Raw genomic sequence first — 17,511 nt, forward strand, 5'->3', positions numbered from 1 at the left:
AGATAGATAAACGGCATCGCTAGGGATGCCGTTTAAAGATTAATGTTGCTGCTGAGAATCTTCGCCTGATTCTCTTACATCGAATTCAACATGCCACTTTTGGCCGTTGTCCGCTGCAATCGCTTCGAGATAAAGAGTTCCCAACTCAGTCACTCGTGAAGCAAGAGTCACAGGAACCACTTCTCCTTCACGACGTCCTTTTGAAACAGGCAGTGTAACTTGAATTTCAGGCAATTCTTCCAGCTCCTCTGGTGCCCAATAATCAAGGTGAGTACCTGCAATATCATCTCGGCGAGTGGTTGAACCAAAGAACTGGAAGTGAACCGGTTGACCAATCACAAGACCAAACTGTTGGCTTGGAACTTCAACATGCGAACCTTCTTCCATGCCAAATGGTGCAACACAAAGAGCTTCCATTGGCGGAGCCATACCCGGAATAGCAGGCATCGCACTTTCAATACCGACGTAATAAGCTGAAGCAATACCACCACGAATTCGAACACCTTGTCCACGACGCACGTTACCATAGTACGCAGCACCGCTTGCAACAGCGAGATCTAGATCAAGGCCAGTAAGGCGCTTCGCCTGAGGAGCTTGTGCGCCACTTAGCCATTGGTTAATGGTAGTAAACAGTCTGTTCGCTAACAGATCAGACTTAAGCACACCACCGTTAAACAAAACTGCGTTTGGCTTGATGAAATTTGCCACCGGCGCAGACATACCCGGAATTCCCGCCATATTGAATGGCGCAGGCTCACCATAGCTCTGACCGCTGTTCTCGCCGTTTGCTTGAGCATCGGCTTGCTTTGACAAGAAAGCCGCGATGTGACGAGTAATACCGGCATCTTGTGCATACGGCAGACCCATATGAGTCAAAGCGCCACGAGGTTTTTGCACAGGGTGTTCGGTGATAGCAACTTGTGGGAAGAAACCATCAACCAGTGTCTGCTGTACTTCTTCTTTAGTTAATTCTGTTTTTAACGTCGCGCCCAATAGTTTAGAACCGCGGCTTGGTACCACAATCGGTACAGATTGTAGTTCAGAGTCTTTCAGAAGCGCTTCTTTAGCATCGCGACAAGCGTGCGTCATTGCCTGTACTTGCCACGGTTGGAGCTCTTTGCCTTCTTGAGCAAGCTTCATTTTCAGACGGTAAGCAAGCGCAAGATCCATGTTGTCTCCGCCTAGCAAAATATGTTCACCAACCGCAATACGGTTCAGTGAAAGATTGCCCTGATCTTCCGTGACTTCCACCAAAGATAAGTCGGTTGTACCGCCACCGATATCAACCACCAGAATAACTTCACCAACTGACACTTCATTGCGCCATGCATCACTGCTGTTGTTAATCCAGCTATAAAGCGCTGCTTGTGGCTCTTCTAACAGAGTTAAATGGGTGAACCCCACATTACGAGCCGCTTCAGCGGTAAGATCACGAGCTGCTGGGTCGAAAGATGCAGGTACAGTAATGGTGACATCTTGTTCTGAAATTGGGTGAGCAGGGTGCTCATGGTCCCAAGCTTGCTTAATGTGCTCTAAGTAAAGCTCAGTCGCACGCAGTGGAGAAACTTTTGCCACATCTTCAGGACTACCTTGAGGGAGAAACGCATCGCGACGATTCACGCCTCCATGGCACAACCAAGACTTCGCGCTGGCAATCAGACGAATCGGCGTTTTCACACCAAGATTACGCGCAATTGCGCCAACCAAGGCTGGTGGTGTATCTGTCCAAGGAAGCTTTCTGGAAGCTTCTGACATTTCATGTTCATGAGGCTGGTATAAAAATGAACCGAGCTGTTCGCGGGTTTCAACAGTTCCCGGTGCTGTCATCTGAGCGATACCCATGACTTTAACCGCTGGGTTTTCCGCTTGCGTATCAACATAAGCGAGAACGCTGTGCGTGGTTCCTAGGTCAATACCAATACTGAATTTTGCGTTTTGTTCCATTACAGCTCAACCTCTGCCGGAGCAATAATTGAAGCATCGTAGTTTTCAGCAAGTTTTGGCAGCGTCATAGAGTCCGCTTTCCAACCTTTATGAATCAGAGTGCCTGTGAACGGCGCAGAGCCAGAAACATTACCTACCAATCTAACTTGCTGAGGATTGAAGCCTTCTTCCAACGTGATACGACTTTCTTCGTCTTCACTACGTACAGGAGAAAGAGAAACATACTCTTTTAACACTTTTTGACCACCAGCGTGGATTACACGAGCAGCGGCACCGACTTCTTCGTCAGAAAAACCAGCCACGTCTTCTTTTAGGAAATCAATGAGACGCGCTTCTTGTTGGAATAGAGAAAGCAATTGCATTGCAGAGTCTGTATTGGCTGTTGCCAGTTTTGATTCAACTTCGACCACTTTCTCGACGATTTTCTCGACTTCGACAACTTTTTCCACTTCAACGATCTTTTCAACCGGTTTTTCCACTTCCACAATTTTTTCTACTGGTTTCTCAACCACTTTCTCGATTACTTTGGATTTACGAGATACAGCAATAAGTAGAAGCAGAACGCTAGACGCGGCTAAACCAGCATGAAGGATATCGAAAGTGGTTGGAATGGCGTTTAAATCGAAGTTCATGATGAATTCTCTATAGATGGATGAATGCAGAAAATGTTGAGCAAAATTACTGCACGACTAGATAAAAGTTAGCAAAAAAATAGGGGCGAATCTTACCATATTCAAGGATTAAGGCTTACAGAAATGCGGTTTTCTCACTATTAATCTCGTTCAATAGACTATCTTTTAAACACTGTTGAAGAATAAGTAGGCAAATGAGTTCGCTGTGCGTGGCTGACGCGGGCTAAATTACGTTTGAGCGTCGAGTTTTCACTTTTGTTCAGGTAACATAGCGGCTTTTCTATTTTAGATTTTCAGCTTTAAAAGAAAGGGACCAGATTTACCAATGAACTATAACCGTGTTGTTTGCTTCGATTTAGAAATGTGCTGTTGGAATGAAAACGGAGTGGGCACGACTGGCGAGATCATTGAAATAGGGCTGGCTGAAATTGATTTATCGGCAGGAGAGATCGTAAAACGCGCTCAGTATTACGTTAAACCTGAACATGACGAAATTTCGCTGTTTTGTACCGAGCTAACGGGTATCACACCGAAAAAAATAGAGAAGCAAGGTCGCCCATTGGCTGAAGTGTTAAAGTCGATGGTGAAGAATTTTGGTGGTCCACATAAGATTTACGCGTCTTGGGGAAGAGATGATCAAATCTTGATCAATGAGTGCCAACAAAAGGGGATTGATGTGCCGTTTAAAGAGTTCCTTAATCTCGCCACCCTATACCGCATTCAGAATCGTCTGAAAGATAAACGTATTGGTCATCGAGCTGCTCAAGAAGGAAAAGGAATTGAGTGGGAAGGTCGCCAGCATTCAGGATACGTGGATGCTTACAACTTAGCGAAGCTCGCATTAACTATGCTTTAAAAATCGCTCATCAAAACCGCTGGTTATCAAAACAAAGGGCACTGAAGTGCCCTTTGTTGTATCTGTCGCGGTTTATTGCTTATTGGCCGTCATCAGTTTCGCGCGAATAAACTGCTGATGGTCTACGTAAAGCAGTTCGGATGCTTTACGAATGACGGCATCTTCCAATGGGTCAATTTCGCCGTCAGCGTGGGCAACTTCCCACATCGCTTTTATCAGTTCAAAACGTGTTTCTTGTGAAAGCTCACGCAACTGAGAAGTGAAATCGTACAGTGAGGCAGACTGTTTAATTTGTTCATCCGCTTTGTTAACTAAGGATTCAGCCTCGGCTTCATCTAAACCTAATAAGCGTTGAACCAGATGCAGTTTGGCTTCTTGCTCTTTGCTATCTGTTTGGTAGTCAGCGCCCGCAACTTCACTCAATAAGCATGCGATCGCAAGGTTTGGGCTCTGTTTTTGTTGGCTTAGGTCTTGGCCATCGAGCAACTGTTTGAACAAAGAGGTAATTGCGTTGAACATAATGAAATCTCACTCACTTATATATTTCATCTATTAATTTTAAAGACCGATTTTAAGCCAAACAGTTCAATCGGGTTTAGCCATATCAGCGAGAAAGGGATGACTAGTAATCATCATCGGAGACAAAAGGTTCAATCAATTCAATAAATTCTGAGCTGGTACGCTCATGAGCCATCACCAGTAAGGTCAGCAACATTTCCGCTTTGGTTTTGATGCCTTTGTCTTCTTCACGCAAAAGGCCTTCAATTTGGCTGCGAATCATCTCTATTTCATGTTCGACAAATCCTCGGCCTTCTTCTTCGCCTTGATCTTCTTCTGGTGCATTGTCGAATTCCAGAAACAAGAAATCGTCATTAAGATGCGTACTAATCAGGCGTTCTGGCAGCCAATCTTCACCCATCACAATATCTGGGTCAAAGTCTTGCGGAAGTGAGTCTAGTAATGCTTTAAGTTCTGATGCTTTCAAAATGTGGTCTTATTGGTATTCCAGTCTGCGTATATTAACGGCCAAACGTCATGAAAACTAAGTATTCTTAACCTCATTCTCTTAATAAATGTGGGGCGTGCCACTAAATTTGTCCAATTTAGGCAGTGCCAATAAAAAAGCAGCCCTTGATGGACTGCTTTGAATGCACTGAGTTATGGACTACTGGCTATGCTGTAGCTTTATCCCCTTCCTACTTGAAGCTGCAGCGGTGTTGGCTACGTTCGTTCACCCCAATCACATAGTTATCTATGCTCATGGGGATTCACTCGCTTGCCGCCTACCTGCAACTCCAAGTAGTTTGGGTATACAACGATTAGAGATTACAGTGCGATAGCTTCTAGTTGAGATTGTGCTGATTCAATCCCTTTAGCCGCTGGTTCTTCGCCCATGTTTAGGGCTTCTGCGTATACAAACTCAACGTTTGTAATACCAACAAAACCTAGAATCGTTTTTAGGTAAGGCGTCACGTTGTCAGTTGCAGAATCTTTGTGGATACCACCGCGAGTGGTGATAACAACTGCTTTCTTGCCTTCTATTAGACCTTGAACGCCTGTTTCTGTGTACTTGAATGTCACACCAGCGCGAGCAATCAAGTCAAACCAGTTTTTAAGCTGAGTTGGAATTGTGAAGTTGTACATAGGTGCTGCGATAACAAGTGTATCTGCCGCGTTGATTTCAGCGATTAGAGTATCTGAAAGTTCAACAACTTCTTTTTGTTCTGCAGTCAGATCATCCGTAGCGCGAAGTGCTGTTGCTACTGATAAATCAAGTACTGGAAGAGGAGAAGCAGCCAGATCACGAACAACGAGTTTATCTTGATCGAATTTGGTTAGGTAAGCATCAATCAGTTTACTTGATTGAGAGTAATCACCAAGGATGCTGGATTTAAGTGCAAGTACTTGAGACATAATTTTTCCTTTACTGGAGGTATCACATTGATGGTTACATCATAATGAGAGCTATGACACATAAGAAGCAGGAATATTTGCATGACTCATTCAAAAAAATTGAATAAGAGGAATTGCTAATCCTGACCGCACTCTGTGATACAATCCGCGCAGTTTTGTTAATTAAAAGAATAGGTAAACGCTTTGACTCAGTCACAGCCAAATACAGAAACGAATAACTCAGCAAAAGCGAACAGTGCAGAATCTCTGAAGAAAGCACTGAAGCAATGTTTGCTGAAAGATCGCTTTCGATTAAGCAAGCGTATTTCGGGCGCAAGTAAAATCAAAAAAGATGCTGCTCGTTATGCCGTGTTTGATGAAATCGCTTTAGATATCGCACAATCTATGATGGTCGTGCAGCAGCGAATCAACCAGAAAGTCACTATCGAATACCCAGAGCTTCTTCCTGTCAGTCAAAAGCGCGACGACATTGCGAAAGCGATTCAAGAGAACCAAGTGGTTATTGTTGCTGGTGAAACAGGTTCAGGTAAAACCACTCAGCTACCGAAGATCTGTGCTGAGCTTGGTCGAGGTAAATATGGTCTGATTGGTCATACTCAGCCGCGTCGTCTTGCTGCTCGTTCAGTTGCAACCCGTATTGCAGAAGAGATGGAAACCGAACTGGGCAATTTTGTCGGTTATAAAGTTCGATTCAACGACCAAATTTCGGATCAAACACAAATCAAGTTGATGACAGACGGTATTTTGCTGGCTGAAATTCAGCACGACCGTTTTCTCAACCAATATGACACGATCATTATCGATGAAGCGCACGAGCGCAGCTTAAATATCGACTTTATCCTCGGTTATTTGAAACAGTTGTTGCCGCGTCGCCCTGATCTGAAAGTCATCATAACTTCGGCAACGATCGACCCTGAGCGTTTCTCAAACCACTTTAACAATGCACCTATCATTGAAGTGTCTGGACGAACCTATCCGGTGGATACTCGTTACCGCCCGTTGTCGAGCGACGAAGATAGCGAACGTGATCAGCTTGAAGGCATTTTTGAAGCAGTAGACGAGCTTTGCGATGAAGGTTTAGGCGATATTCTGATCTTTATGAACGGTGAGCGCGAAATTCGCGATACGGCGGATGCGTTGTCGAAACGAAACCTTCGTGATACTGAAATTGTTCCTTTGTATGCTCGCCTTTCAGCCGGTGAACAAAACAAGATTTTCCAACCGCATGCTGGTCGTCGAATTGTATTGGCGACCAACGTGGCGGAAACATCGCTTACCGTACCGGGTATCAAATATGTGATCGACCCAGGTACAGCGCGTATCAGTCGTTACAGCTACCGAACTAAAGTTCAGCGTCTTCCTATTGAACCTATTTCTCAGGCGAGCGCCAACCAGCGTAAAGGCCGTTGTGGTCGTGTGGAAGAGGGTATCTGTATCCGCCTTTACTCCGAGGAAGATTTTAACTCGCGTCCGGAGTTCACCGATCCTGAAATTCTACGCACCAACTTAGCGTCGGTTATTCTGCAAATGACTGCACTGGGTCTGGGTGATATTGAAGCCTTCCCATTCGTGGAAGCGCCAGATAAACGCAATATTCAAGACGGCGTGCGTTTGCTTGAAGAACTCGGAGCGGTTAAGGAAGAATCGAAAAACAGTAATAAACAACTTACCGAAGTGGGGCGTAAACTGGCTCGTTTGCCAATTGACCCTCGTTTAGCACGTATGGTGTTGGAAGCACCACGCATGGGTTGTTTAAAAGAAGTGATGATCATTGCTTCTGCGCTCTCTATTCAAGATCCGCGTGAGAGACCAAGTGATAAGCAGCAGTCTTCAGATGATAAACATCGCCGTTTCCAGCATGAAGAGTCTGATTTCCTTACTTTCGTCAATCTTTGGGAATACATCAAGCAACAGCAGAAAGCGCTCACTGGTAACCAGTTCCGTCGTCAGTGTAAGCAAGATTATCTTAACTATTTGCGCATTCGTGAGTGGCAGGATGTTTACTTCCAGTTGCATCAGTCAATGCGCGAAATGGATTATAAGCTCAACGACGAACCGGGCAGCTATGAAGGCGTTCATACCGCTATTCTTGTTGGTTTGTTATCGCACATTGGTATCAAAGATCCAGAGAAGAACGAGTATCAAGGTGCTCGCAACGCTCGCTTCAATATTTTCCCAGCCTCTGGCTTGTTTAAGAAGCAACCTAAGTGGGTAATGTCTGCTGAGTTAGTTGAAACATCCAAACTCTGGGCGCGTATCGTGGCGAAGATTCAGCCGGAATGGATTGAACCGCTGGCGAAACACTTAATCAAACGCAGCTACAGTGAGCCGCATTGGTCGAAGAAACGTGCAGCGGTAATGGCGTACGAGAAAGTAATGATCTACGGCATTGCGATTGTACCTAAGCGCTTAGTGAACTACGGCAATATTGATCCGGTATTGAGCCGTGAAATCTTTATTCGCAGTGCACTTGTTGAAGGTGAATGGGAAACCAAACACAGCTTCTTCAAACTTAACCGCTCGCTACTGCAAGAGGTTGAAGAGCTTGAGCACAAGTCACGTCGTCGCGACATCTTGGTCGATGATGAAGACTTGTTCCAATTCTATGACCAACGTGTTGGTACAGAAGTGGTTTCTGGTCGTCATTTTGACACTTGGTGGAAAGCGACCAGCAAGGCGTCGCCAGAGTTGCTTAACTTTGAAAAAGAGATGCTTTTCAAAGGTGATGCCAGCCATATTACCGATTTAGATTACCCGAACTTCTGGTATCAAAATGGCCTCAAGCTAAAACTCAGTTATCAGTTTGAACCGGGTGAGGACAGTGACGGTGTCACTGTTCATATTCCTCTGCCGATCTTAAACCAAGTTGAACCACAAGGTTTCGAATGGCAGATACCGGGCCTACGGCATGAACTTATCGTCAGTTTGATTAAGTCTCTACCGAAAACCTTGCGTAAGAATTTCGTACCCGCACCTAACTATGCAGATGCATTCTTGGCGCGAGTAAATGCGATGGAACTGCCTCTGCTTGACGCTTTAGAGAAAGAATTGCGACGCATGACGGGCGTTACAGTATCGCGTGATGACTGGAATTTGTCGCAGGTGGCGGATCACTTGAAAGTCACCTTTAGAGCGGTAGACCACCGAAACCGTAAGCTTAAAGAGAACAAAGATCTCTACGAGCTGAAAGAGAGCTTAAAAGAGAAAGTACAAGAAACCCTTTCTCAGGTTTCTGATGACGACATCGAGCAATCGGGTTTGCATACGTGGTCGTTTGGTGAACTGCCAAAAGTGTATCAGCAGAAACGTGGTGGTTTTGACGTTAAGGCATACCCTGCGCTGGTAGACAAAAAAGACAGCGTTGAAATTAAGCTGTTTGAAACGGAGCAAGAGCAAATCAGTGCGATGCGCGAAGGTCAACGTCGTTTGATTTTACTGAACGTGCCTTCACCGATTAAATATCTGCACACCAACTTGCCGAACAAGTCTAAACTTGGATTATATTTCAACCCGTTCGGTAAAGTGATGGACTTAATTGATGACTGCATTGCATGTGGTATCGATAAGCTACTTGAAGAACGTGGTGGACTTGCGTGGACGCCAGAAGAGTTTGAGTCTCTGAAAGAGTATGTAAGAGCCGAACTGGGTGACACAGTGGTTGATATTGCAAAGCAAGTTGAAGCGATTCTAACAATGGCATTCAATATCAATAAACGATTGAAAGGTAAGGTTGACTTCACGATGGCATTTGCATTATCCGATGTGAAAGCGCAAATCGAAGGCTTGATATTTAAGGGCTTCGCAACGGAATGTGGCTGGAAACGACTGCCGGATATCTTGCGATACATGAAGGCAATAGAACGCCGCTTAGAGAAATTGCCGATCGATCCGAATAAAGATCGTCTGCATATGCTTAAGGTGGAATCGATTCGCAATGACTACAAAGAGCTGTTAAATAAAGTTCCTAAGGGAATGGCATTGCCGGAAAATATCAAAGAAGTTCGTTGGATGATTGAGGAACTTCGTGTAAGTTTCTTCGCACAACAACTCGGCACGCCTTATCCTGTCTCGGATAAGCGTGTTAAGAACGCTATTGATGCATGTTCGGTATAAGATTTGCATAGCTGAATGAAATCACTATAATTTGGCGCCACGTGGCAACGGATCACCGAATTTGGGACTGTTGCCTCACGTTATTTAAGAAGGTTTATTATGAAAAAGACTCTATTAGCACTCGCTCTTATCGGAGCGTCTACAACAGCTTTCGCTGATTCATGGATCTACGGTGGTGCGTCTGTTGGACAGTCTGACCTTAATGGTAAAACATCTACGTCTATGACTGTGCATGCAGGTACAGGTATTCTTCCGTTTATCGGTGTTGAAGCGGGTTATACCGATCACGGTGATTTTGATATTGCTGCGAACCAAGAACTATCGGCAAGCTCTGTATACTTTGCACTTAAACCTAGCATCGACTTTGGTCCGCTGCATGTTTACGCACGTGCTGGTGCTCACTCTTGGGATAAAGAGATCAATGGCAGTAAAATTGATGACGGTATCGACCTAATGTACGGTTTCGGTGCTGAGTACTTCATCATGGGGCCATTCTCTGTAGGCGCAAGCTACAACAACTATGAATTGGACAATGACAATATTGACTCGTTCACACTAAACGCGACTTTCCACTTCCTATAAGTCTGAGAGTTTAAAAACGTCTGATAGTGCAGATACGCAAAAGCCAGCCTAGTAAGGCTGGCTTTTTTTACGTTTGCGATTAGAAAAATTAACCTAAGTAACGTGAAGTAATCTGATCTTCAAGACGAGTAAATAACAAAGCACTAAACTCAACGTCAGGTTTAATTTGATGTAAATCACCAACAATGATGACTACTATCACTAAATATACGTCAAAGCTATATTTTCATTGAAAGTGTGATGTTACTTCCATATAATCCGGCAATTAAATCTCAGCATCCCATTAGTGGAACTAATGGGATTGATGCAATATCAGCAATCAGGATGCGACATGTCGTTTACATATATTGCCCGCAGACCGATATTTAACCGTAAACAAAATACTGTCGGTTATGAACTTTTATTTTCTGAAGGAGAGAATAATGCATTTCCTGACTCGTCAGATGTACCTAGTTACAGTAGTCATAAATGTATAGATGAATTTATCAATTCTAACATCAATACTAATTACCATTCTTCAAGATGCTTTATACACTTCTCTTATAAAAGCCTCATCCATCTTGTACCGATGAGCCTTCCAAAAGATAAAATTGTTATAGAAATATTGGAAACATGCATACCAACAGATGAACTTTTATCTGCAATTATTCATTTAAATAGAAATGGGTATCTAATTTCCTGTGATGAATTTGTTCTCAGTAATAAATGGACCGCATTTAAGCCTTATATACAAATTGTTAATATTGATGTCGCACATAGAAATATTAAAGATACTTGTAACTTCATTCGGAAACTAAGAAGTATTGGTTCGAAGTGTATATTACTCGCAAAAAATATTGAAAATAAAGAGCAGTTTGATCAAGTTCAGAATGTGGGCTGTCGTTTTTTTCACGGCGAGTTTTTCACTAAATCCCAAAAGAATAAAAGTGAAAACATGGAGCCAGAACAAGTTAGTGCATTAAATTTATTTGCTGAAATATGTAAAAATCAAGTTAATTTTAATACAGTAGAGAAAATTATAGAACAAGATATTACGATGTCTTTTAAATTATTGAGTTTCGTTAATTCACTATCAATCAGGCTCAAACAACCTATATCTTCATTTAAACAGGCTTTAGTTTATCTAGGTGAAGAAAGATTAAAAATGTTTGTGTCTATGATAGCGGCATCATATATGTCAAATAGAAAGCCATTTGAGTTATATAAACTATCTATGCAACGCGCACAATTTTGTTTGCAAATGTCAAAGCATAGCCATTTTAGAGACTATCAAACCTTTGCTTTCATGATAGGGATGTCATCATTATTAGATGCAATGTTAGACAACACCTTGGAATTAATCCTCGAGGCTATCCCACTTAGTGACGATATTAAAAACTCTCTTCTGCAGAAGAATGGTCCAATAGGAGATCTTATAATATTGGCAGAGCACTACGAGCAGGCTAATTGGAAGGGTATAGGACAACAGTGTTCTAAGTTAGATATACAGGTAAGTGAAGTTTATGATGCGATGGAAGAAGCTAAAATATGGAGTTGTGAGGTATTTCAAGCGATACAGTCTATCAATGTTTGACGATTTTGGTTAGGTTTTAGTCTTTGTTGATATATGGATAAATTAATTTAAGTTAGAAATTTTCACTTATAACCATCATCAAGACTAAATTTAATCTATTTTATTTGTAGTACATATCATCTAGCGACATTCCTACAAAATATAGATGTAAACTGCGAACAGTTATGCAACTGTTCGCAAGGAAATAAACAGATTACAGGTAGCGATTTGTTAAATGCTGTTTGAAATGCATAGGATTAAGTCTTTCACCAGTGGCTTGTGTCACCAACTCGTCAGTAGTGAATAAGCTGCCTTTACTCCAGATGTTATCTGATAACCAATTGAAAATAGGCGTTAGATCACCACTACGGATAACCGTATCCACATCCACTGTTTTCTTCATGGCTGCCATAAACTGAGCCGCGTACATAGCTCCCAAAGTGTAGCTAGGGAAGTACCCGAAGCTCCCATCTGTCCAGTGGATATCTTGCATGCAGCCATTTCTGTAGTTGTCTTTGGTGCTTAGACCGATGTAGGCTTGCATTTTTGTATCCCAAAGCTCCGGCACATCAGTGTGTTTGATCTTGCCATTCATTAAATCGCGTTCAATTTCATAACGCAAAATGACATGGCTAGGATAGGTGAGTTCGTCAGCATCAACGCGAATAAAATCTCTTTTCACGCGGGTGTAGAGCTTTTTCATGTTCTCCACTTCAAGAACGTATTTATCACTATCCTTAAAATGAGTCGCAGCTAAGCCTGCTAGATGGTGAATAAAGTTTTCGTTTCGTCCAATCTGCATTTCAAAAAATAGCGATTGAGATTCATGAATACCCATTGAGCGTGCTTCACCCACAGGGTTTCCTGCTAGTGATTTCGGTAGTCCTTGTTCATATCGTGCGTGTCCGGTTTCGTGCACTATGCCCATCAGAGACTGAACAAACTCTTCTTCGCTGTAGCGAGTGGTAATACGAACGTCACTTGGTACACCACCACAGAAAGGGTGAACACTTTCGTCGAGTCTGCCGTGGTTGAAGTCAAACTGAAGTAACTTCATTACATCTAAACCGAGAGCTTTTTGTGTCTCAGTCGCATAGTGACCATTAGGCATAATGATCTGTTCAGATTTCTGCTTTTCTATCGCGGCATCAATTAAGTCTGGTAGCCAGCTTTTAACATCATTAAATACTACGTCCAAAGATTGTGTGGTTGTACCCGGTTCATAGATATCCAGCATCGCATCGTATGGCGTTAGGCCTGTAGCGTCTGCTCTGATTGCGGCTTCTTCTTGTGACAACTTAACAACTTCTGCCCAATTCTTTTCAAACCCAACCCAGTCGTTCTCCTTACGTTGAGTCCGCCAAGCGTGTTCACATTTAGAACCAGCAAGGGATTTTGCCTGAACTAAGCTTTCCGGAAGCACATTTGCTTGCTGCCATTGGCGTTTCATCTCTCTTAATGTAGATAGTTGTTGATGATTAAGAGATTCAGAAGCGGCGGACGCAAACCACTCTTCAAGCTGTGGTTTCGTCATTAGGCTATGAATATGAACTGAGAGTTCAGCCATCGCTTCAGAGCGTGCCTGAGCGCCGCCATTTGGCATCATTGAAGCTTGGTCCCAACCACAGATCGCAGATAGGTGGCTGAAATGAGAAATGGTTTTAAAGTGTTGAACTAAGGTGTTGAATGCACTCATAGAAAGTGTTCCTTTATCCTTAAAGAAATTTGCAGAAAGTGTATCAAGGGAAAAACTAATCACCAAATTAAGTTGATGTAATCTTGTTGCTCATTGAGCAGAAAGTTACTTATTTTTAGGCAGGATATTGCTTTATGTCTCAACGGTTTAATTTAACTTATTGATTTGTTGATGATAATTATTTGGCATTTGACTTGCTCTTTATTCAGCGACTTAGCGCATAACGCGATATTTATACCGATAAAGAGGAATGTAAAATGCCAACTCCATGTTATATCTCGATAGAAGGTCAAACCCAGGGCTTGATTACGTCTGGAGCATGCACTTCAGATTCAATTGGTGATTCATTTGTTGAAGGCCATGAAGATGAAATGCTGGTGCAGCAATTTGACCATAGTGTGACTGTTCCAACGGATCCACAGTCGGGTCAACCTTCAGGCCAACGTGTTCATAAACCGTTTAAATTCACTGTAGCGTTAAACAAAGCTGTGCCTCTGTTGTATAACGCTTTGGCATCAGGTGAGAAAATGAAGTCTGTTGAATTGAAATGGTACCGCACGTCCATTGAAGGTAAACAAGAGAACTTCTTCGTCACCAAGCTAGAGAATGCTTCGATTGTTGATATTCATTGTGAAATGCCTCACTGCCAAGATCCGGCAAAATCAGATTTTACGCAAAATCTAACGGTTTCGATGTCTTACCGCAAAATCACTTGGGACCACGTCAATGCAGGTACGTCAGGCTCTGACGATTGGCGAAAACCCGTTGAAGCGTAAGCCTAAAGTTAAACCAACAAAAAAGTCGCCTAATTTGGCGACTTTCTTATCTGTATAGACTCAATCAATGATTAGGCTTTACGCAGAGCAATTCGTTGTCCAAACACGTTGAACAAAGCGCCGACAACAATAAGAGCGCCACCGATATAGGTAGACACAGCTGGAATTTCATCGAAATACACCAATCCGATAACAATCGAGAATACGATCTGAACGTAAGAGAACGCTGAGGCTTTACCCGCTTCTTGCGTTTTCATTGCTTTGGTTAAGCCATATTGCCCAATCTGTGTAAACACGCCAATCATAATCAACATAAAGGTCAAATGAAGATCTGGCCATATGAAATCATTCCATACCAGCAGAATTGAAATGGGAGTAGCAATCATAGGGAAGTATAGAATGATGACTGAACTGTCTTCCGTTTGGCTTAGCTTACGAACAATGACATAAGCGATAGAGCTACCAAAAGCGCCAATGAGGGCAACTATCACGCTGAATGCGGGTAGGTTGACTTCATTGGAACCATCGAGTTCTGGTAATAAGATGCAATATAGACCCAGTATGCACAGCACAATACAGATCAAGGTTGCTGGTTGAATGCGTTCCTTCAAAAAGAATACGGCTAGCAGCGCTGTGAAAATAGGGTGCGTGTATTGAAGAATCGTTGCTTCTGCTAGCGGTAGTGACGTTACTGAATAGTAGACACAGATAAGTGAAAACGTGCCTACAGCGCCTCTAAGTAATAGCAATGGGCGATTGTTACCCCAAACCGAAATGCGTTTGCGTTTTACGTCAGCGTAACTAATGACAAAAGAGACCAGAGCCCTTGCCGCAACGATTTCAAAGACAGGAATGCCATATTCATGAACCGCTTTTACGCTGGCTGTCATCAAGGAGAAGCCAAGTGCAGAAAGAAACATAAAACGTACGCCGACAGGAATTGCCAGCAAAGGGTTGGTTTGCATAGTAAAAGGTGACTTAGTTTAAAGCAGAGTTAGAGCGATACTTTATCGTTACACGTCGCCGTTGTCGCGCATTTTCTGAAGTGTTTTTCATTCTCATTACTATCACAGAACGCTAAACGGTAAGAATGTTCCTAAAAACAGAAATATTGGTTATGGTATTTGTACCTAAAGGGAAAATGCCAACAGGAAACAAGGAATACTCCTCTTAGGTTTAAATATATCGGGCCAATTCCATTGGCTATTTATTAACAATAAAACCGTTGCCCTAGATAAGTGTTGGAACTGCTTATGGTGACAAATAAAGTCCGATTCCCCTGAAATGGTTGAAACGGCTAAGGACATTTATGAATGCAAACTATCTGGATTAAAAATCCTCTCGCGATTTATACAGGGAATACCAAAGATGCTCGTGGTGGTGTGGTAATTCGCGGAAATAAAATTATCGAACTGGTAGCGTTAAACGCTTCACCTTCAATATCTTATGACTATGCTGTTGATGCTTCGCATCACATCGTCACTCCTGGGCTCATCAACGCTCACCATCATTTTTATCAAACATTAACTCGCGCTTATCCAACTGCTTTGAATAAAGAGCTTTTTCATTGGCTCAAGAGCTTATATCCGGTATGGGCGAATCTTGACGATGAAATGCACAGTGTTGCGACCGAACTGGCGCTGGTGGAACTGATGCGGTCAGGCTGTACAACCGCATCAGACCACCATTATTTGCTGCCATCAGGACTTGAACACGCCATTGATATACAGGTTGAAACGGCACGTAAACTTGGTGTTCGTACTATCTTCACTCGTGGATCAATGAGTTTAGGCGAGGATGAAGGTGGTCTTCCGCCAAGGCAGACCATACAAAAAGAACAAACCATCATTGATGATAGCGAACGATTAATCCGTGATTATCATCAGACTCAAGGTGGAGCAATGACACAAATTGCGTTGGCGCCGTGTTCACCGTTCTCGGTCACTACAGACTTAATGAAGGAAACCGCACGTATTGCCGAGCGTGAGGGTGTTATGACGCATACACACTTGTGTGAAACCATCGATGAAGAGAATTTTTGCATTCAACGCTTCGGAATGAGGCCGGTAGATTATTTGGAAGATGTAGGTTGGCTTAATGACAGAACTTGGCTGGCGCACGGTATCCATTTCAATTCAGAAGAAATTATCAGGCTCGGTAAAGCAGGGGTGGGTATTTCACATTGCCCGACATCGAACATGATGCTGGCTTCTGGAATGTGTAAAAACTTAGAACTGGAATCTGCTGGTGTGAAAGTAGGGCTGGGTGTAGATGGTTCGGCTTCCAATGACGGTTCAAATATGATTGCTGAAGTTCGTATGGCGATGTATTTACAGCGACTTCAATACGGTTCCGCCAAAGTGACCCATTTCGATGCATTACGTTGGGCGACGAAAGGTTCGGCAGCGGCAATGGGACGCAGTGATATCGGGGAGTTAGAGGTTGGTTTAGAAGCCGATATTGCCATGTTCAAGCTTGATGATATTCGTTTCTCAGGGAGTCACGATCCTTTAGCTGCGCTTTTATTATGTGGTGCCCAGCAGGCTGATAAAGTGATGGTGGCTGGTCAATGGCGAGTTTTAGATGGTGAAGTAGTGGGCGTTGATATGGCTCAACTGCTAGAGCGTCACTCAGCGGCAGCTAAGCGCTTAGCGCAGCTCTCTAAATAATTATTCTTTAACTTAAAAGTCATAGAGACAGTATGAGATCTTTGTTGTATAACGAAGATCTCATAATTCATCAGGGATTGATAATGTACATTCAAAATTTCGAAGCTTTTCTTATTGCTATTACCATTCTGACTCTCACTCCTGGATTGGATACCGCACTGGTTATTCGTAACACCTCACGAGCGGGATTCGCGGATGGTTGTACTACGAGCTTGGGAATTTGTACGGGACTATTTGTCCACGCTACCTTTTCTGCAATCGGTATTTCAGCGATCTTGGCTCAGTCAGCAGAGCTGTTTCATTTTGTGAAAATGATTGGTGCGGCTTACTTAATTTGGTTGGGTTTATCGAGTCTTCGAGCGCTTATGGCTTCAGGACAAGGACTTAACGTAGCCGTGGCGACGCATTCATCTTTGAATTTGAAACGTTCATTGCGTGAAGGTTTCTTATCGAACGTATTAAACCCTAAAACAGCAGTGTTTTACCTAGCATTTTTGCCACAGTTTATTAATCCTGAGCATTCACCTTTGCTTCAATCTCTATTGATGGCTGCGATTCACTTTGTGATTGCGATGATTTGGCAATGTGGTCTGGCAGCAGCGTTAAGTTCAGCTAAGAACCTACTTAAAAATGCTTCGTTCATGCGTTGGATGGAAGGCACAACGGGTGTGGTTCTGGTGACTTTGGGCATTAAATTGTTATTTGAAAAAGAAACGGTTTAGTCAGAAATATTCTGTTTGCAAAAAAAATAGCGCCAATGCGGCGCTATTTTTTTAT

General features: G+C 43.0%; 14 protein-coding genes. 7 read left to right on the plus strand and 7 right to left on the minus strand.

All coding sequences use genetic code 11. The features are described from left to right. Positions 1 to 39 precede the first annotated feature (39 nt). Together HKI82_RS09995 and HKI82_RS10000 are read right to left on the minus strand one after the other, a co-directional pair. Entirely contained in the window at positions 40 to 1,944 is a 1,905-nt protein-coding gene (locus HKI82_RS09995) for an Hsp70 family protein (RefSeq protein ID WP_171137894.1), read from the minus strand. Then, positions 1,944 to 2,576: a DUF2760 domain-containing protein gene (locus HKI82_RS10000; protein ID WP_102942118.1), complete on the minus strand. Its 633-nt coding sequence runs from the start codon at positions 2,574 to 2,576 to the stop codon at positions 1,944 to 1,946. Before HKI82_RS10000 ends, HKI82_RS09995 begins: the two co-directional genes overlap by 1 nt. Before the next feature lie 325 nt (positions 2,577 to 2,901). Here HKI82_RS10000 and HKI82_RS10005 point away from each other — a divergent pair, with 325 nt between their 5' ends. Beyond that, positions 2,902 to 3,432, plus strand: a complete 531-nt coding sequence (locus HKI82_RS10005; protein ID WP_102942119.1) for a 3'-5' exonuclease — start codon at positions 2,902 to 2,904, stop codon at positions 3,430 to 3,432. Between the two features lie 72 nt (positions 3,433 to 3,504). On the opposite strand, the gene HKI82_RS10010 is transcribed toward HKI82_RS10005, so the two are convergent. The 3 genes from HKI82_RS10010 to HKI82_RS10020 form a co-directional block, all read right to left on the minus strand. Further along, complete coding sequence (locus tag HKI82_RS10010) at positions 3,505 to 3,951, minus strand: tellurite resistance TerB family protein (RefSeq protein WP_102942120.1); 447 nt, start codon at positions 3,949 to 3,951, stop codon at positions 3,505 to 3,507. Between the two features lie 103 nt (positions 3,952 to 4,054). Beyond that, positions 4,055 to 4,417: a VC1380 family protein gene (locus HKI82_RS10015; RefSeq protein WP_102942121.1), complete on the minus strand. Its 363-nt coding sequence runs from the start codon at positions 4,415 to 4,417 to the stop codon at positions 4,055 to 4,057. A 341-nt stretch (positions 4,418 to 4,758) separates the two neighbouring features. Beyond that, positions 4,759 to 5,346, minus strand: coding sequence for an FMN-dependent NADH-azoreductase (locus HKI82_RS10020; protein WP_102942123.1), 588 nt, complete (start codon positions 5,344 to 5,346; stop codon positions 4,759 to 4,761). 183 nt (positions 5,347 to 5,529) lie between these two features. Between HKI82_RS10020 and hrpA the strand changes: the two genes are divergently transcribed. The 3 genes from hrpA to HKI82_RS10035 all read left to right on the plus strand — a co-directional run bounded on the left by hrpA (position 5,530) and on the right by HKI82_RS10035 (position 11,614). Next, on the plus strand, positions 5,530 to 9,459 hold the full coding sequence (gene hrpA / locus HKI82_RS10025) for an ATP-dependent RNA helicase HrpA (RefSeq protein WP_171137895.1): 3,930 nt from the start codon (positions 5,530 to 5,532) through the stop codon (positions 9,457 to 9,459). A gap of 99 nt (positions 9,460 to 9,558) precedes the next feature. Further along, positions 9,559 to 10,041: a porin family protein gene (locus tag HKI82_RS10030; RefSeq protein WP_102942125.1), complete on the plus strand. Its 483-nt coding sequence runs from the start codon at positions 9,559 to 9,561 to the stop codon at positions 10,039 to 10,041. 331 nt (positions 10,042 to 10,372) lie between these two features. After that, positions 10,373 to 11,614, plus strand: a complete 1,242-nt coding sequence (locus HKI82_RS10035) for an EAL and HDOD domain-containing protein (RefSeq protein ID WP_171137896.1) — start codon at positions 10,373 to 10,375, stop codon at positions 11,612 to 11,614. A 193-nt stretch (positions 11,615 to 11,807) separates the two neighbouring features. Here the strand turns inward: HKI82_RS10035 and HKI82_RS10040 are convergent, their stop codons facing one another. Continuing rightward, on the minus strand, positions 11,808 to 13,289 hold the full coding sequence (locus HKI82_RS10040) for a carboxypeptidase M32 (RefSeq protein WP_102942127.1): 1,482 nt from the start codon (positions 13,287 to 13,289) through the stop codon (positions 11,808 to 11,810). Between the two features lie 257 nt (positions 13,290 to 13,546). Here HKI82_RS10040 and hcp-2 point away from each other — a divergent pair, with 257 nt between their 5' ends. Continuing rightward, a complete protein-coding gene (gene hcp-2 / locus HKI82_RS10045; RefSeq protein ID WP_042482515.1) occupies positions 13,547 to 14,065 on the plus strand; it encodes a type VI secretion system effector Hcp-2 in 519 nt (172 codons plus the stop codon). Positions 14,066 to 14,136: 71 nt separating this feature from the next. On the opposite strand, the gene HKI82_RS10050 is transcribed toward hcp-2, so the two are convergent. After that, positions 14,137 to 15,030, minus strand: coding sequence for a DMT family transporter (locus tag HKI82_RS10050; RefSeq protein WP_102942128.1), 894 nt, complete (start codon positions 15,028 to 15,030; stop codon positions 14,137 to 14,139). A gap of 348 nt (positions 15,031 to 15,378) precedes the next feature. Here HKI82_RS10050 and HKI82_RS10055 point away from each other — a divergent pair, with 348 nt between their 5' ends. Together HKI82_RS10055 and HKI82_RS10060 are read left to right on the plus strand one after the other, a co-directional pair. After that, a complete protein-coding gene (locus HKI82_RS10055; RefSeq protein ID WP_171137897.1) occupies positions 15,379 to 16,734 on the plus strand; it encodes an 8-oxoguanine deaminase in 1,356 nt (451 codons plus the stop codon). 83 nt (positions 16,735 to 16,817) lie between these two features. Beyond that, on the plus strand, positions 16,818 to 17,456 hold the full coding sequence (locus tag HKI82_RS10060; RefSeq protein ID WP_042482506.1) for a LysE family translocator: 639 nt from the start codon (positions 16,818 to 16,820) through the stop codon (positions 17,454 to 17,456). Positions 17,457 to 17,511: the final 55 nt, after the last annotated feature.

It is taken from the genome of Vibrio plantisponsor (genome assembly GCF_013041605.1).
GTDB lineage: Bacteria > Pseudomonadota > Gammaproteobacteria > Enterobacterales > Vibrionaceae > Vibrio > Vibrio plantisponsor.

Bases quoted from the DNA above. Each gene is read 5' to 3' on its own strand.
- HKI82_RS09995 (WP_171137894.1), bottom strand. From the start codon at position 1,944: ATGGAACAAAACGCAAAATTCAGTATTGGTATTGACCTAGGAACCACG.
- HKI82_RS10000 (WP_102942118.1), bottom strand. From the start codon at position 2,576: ATGAACTTCGATTTAAACGCCATTCCAACCACTTTCGATATCCTTCAT.
- HKI82_RS10005 (WP_102942119.1), top strand. From the start codon at position 2,902: ATGAACTATAACCGTGTTGTTTGCTTCGATTTAGAAATGTGCTGTTGG.
- HKI82_RS10010 (WP_102942120.1), bottom strand. From the start codon at position 3,951: ATGTTCAACGCAATTACCTCTTTGTTCAAACAGTTGCTCGATGGCCAA.
- HKI82_RS10020 (WP_102942123.1), bottom strand. From the start codon at position 5,346: ATGTCTCAAGTACTTGCACTTAAATCCAGCATCCTTGGTGATTACTCT.
- HKI82_RS10030 (WP_102942125.1), top strand. From the start codon at position 9,559: ATGAAAAAGACTCTATTAGCACTCGCTCTTATCGGAGCGTCTACAACA.
- HKI82_RS10035 (WP_171137896.1), top strand. From the start codon at position 10,373: ATGTCGTTTACATATATTGCCCGCAGACCGATATTTAACCGTAAACAA.
- HKI82_RS10040 (WP_102942127.1), bottom strand. From the start codon at position 13,289: ATGAGTGCATTCAACACCTTAGTTCAACACTTTAAAACCATTTCTCAT.
- hcp-2 (WP_042482515.1), top strand. From the start codon at position 13,547: ATGCCAACTCCATGTTATATCTCGATAGAAGGTCAAACCCAGGGCTTG.
- HKI82_RS10050 (WP_102942128.1), bottom strand. From the start codon at position 15,030: ATGCAAACCAACCCTTTGCTGGCAATTCCTGTCGGCGTACGTTTTATG.
- HKI82_RS10055 (WP_171137897.1), top strand. From the start codon at position 15,379: ATGCAAACTATCTGGATTAAAAATCCTCTCGCGATTTATACAGGGAAT.
- HKI82_RS10060 (WP_042482506.1), top strand. From the start codon at position 16,818: ATGTACATTCAAAATTTCGAAGCTTTTCTTATTGCTATTACCATTCTG.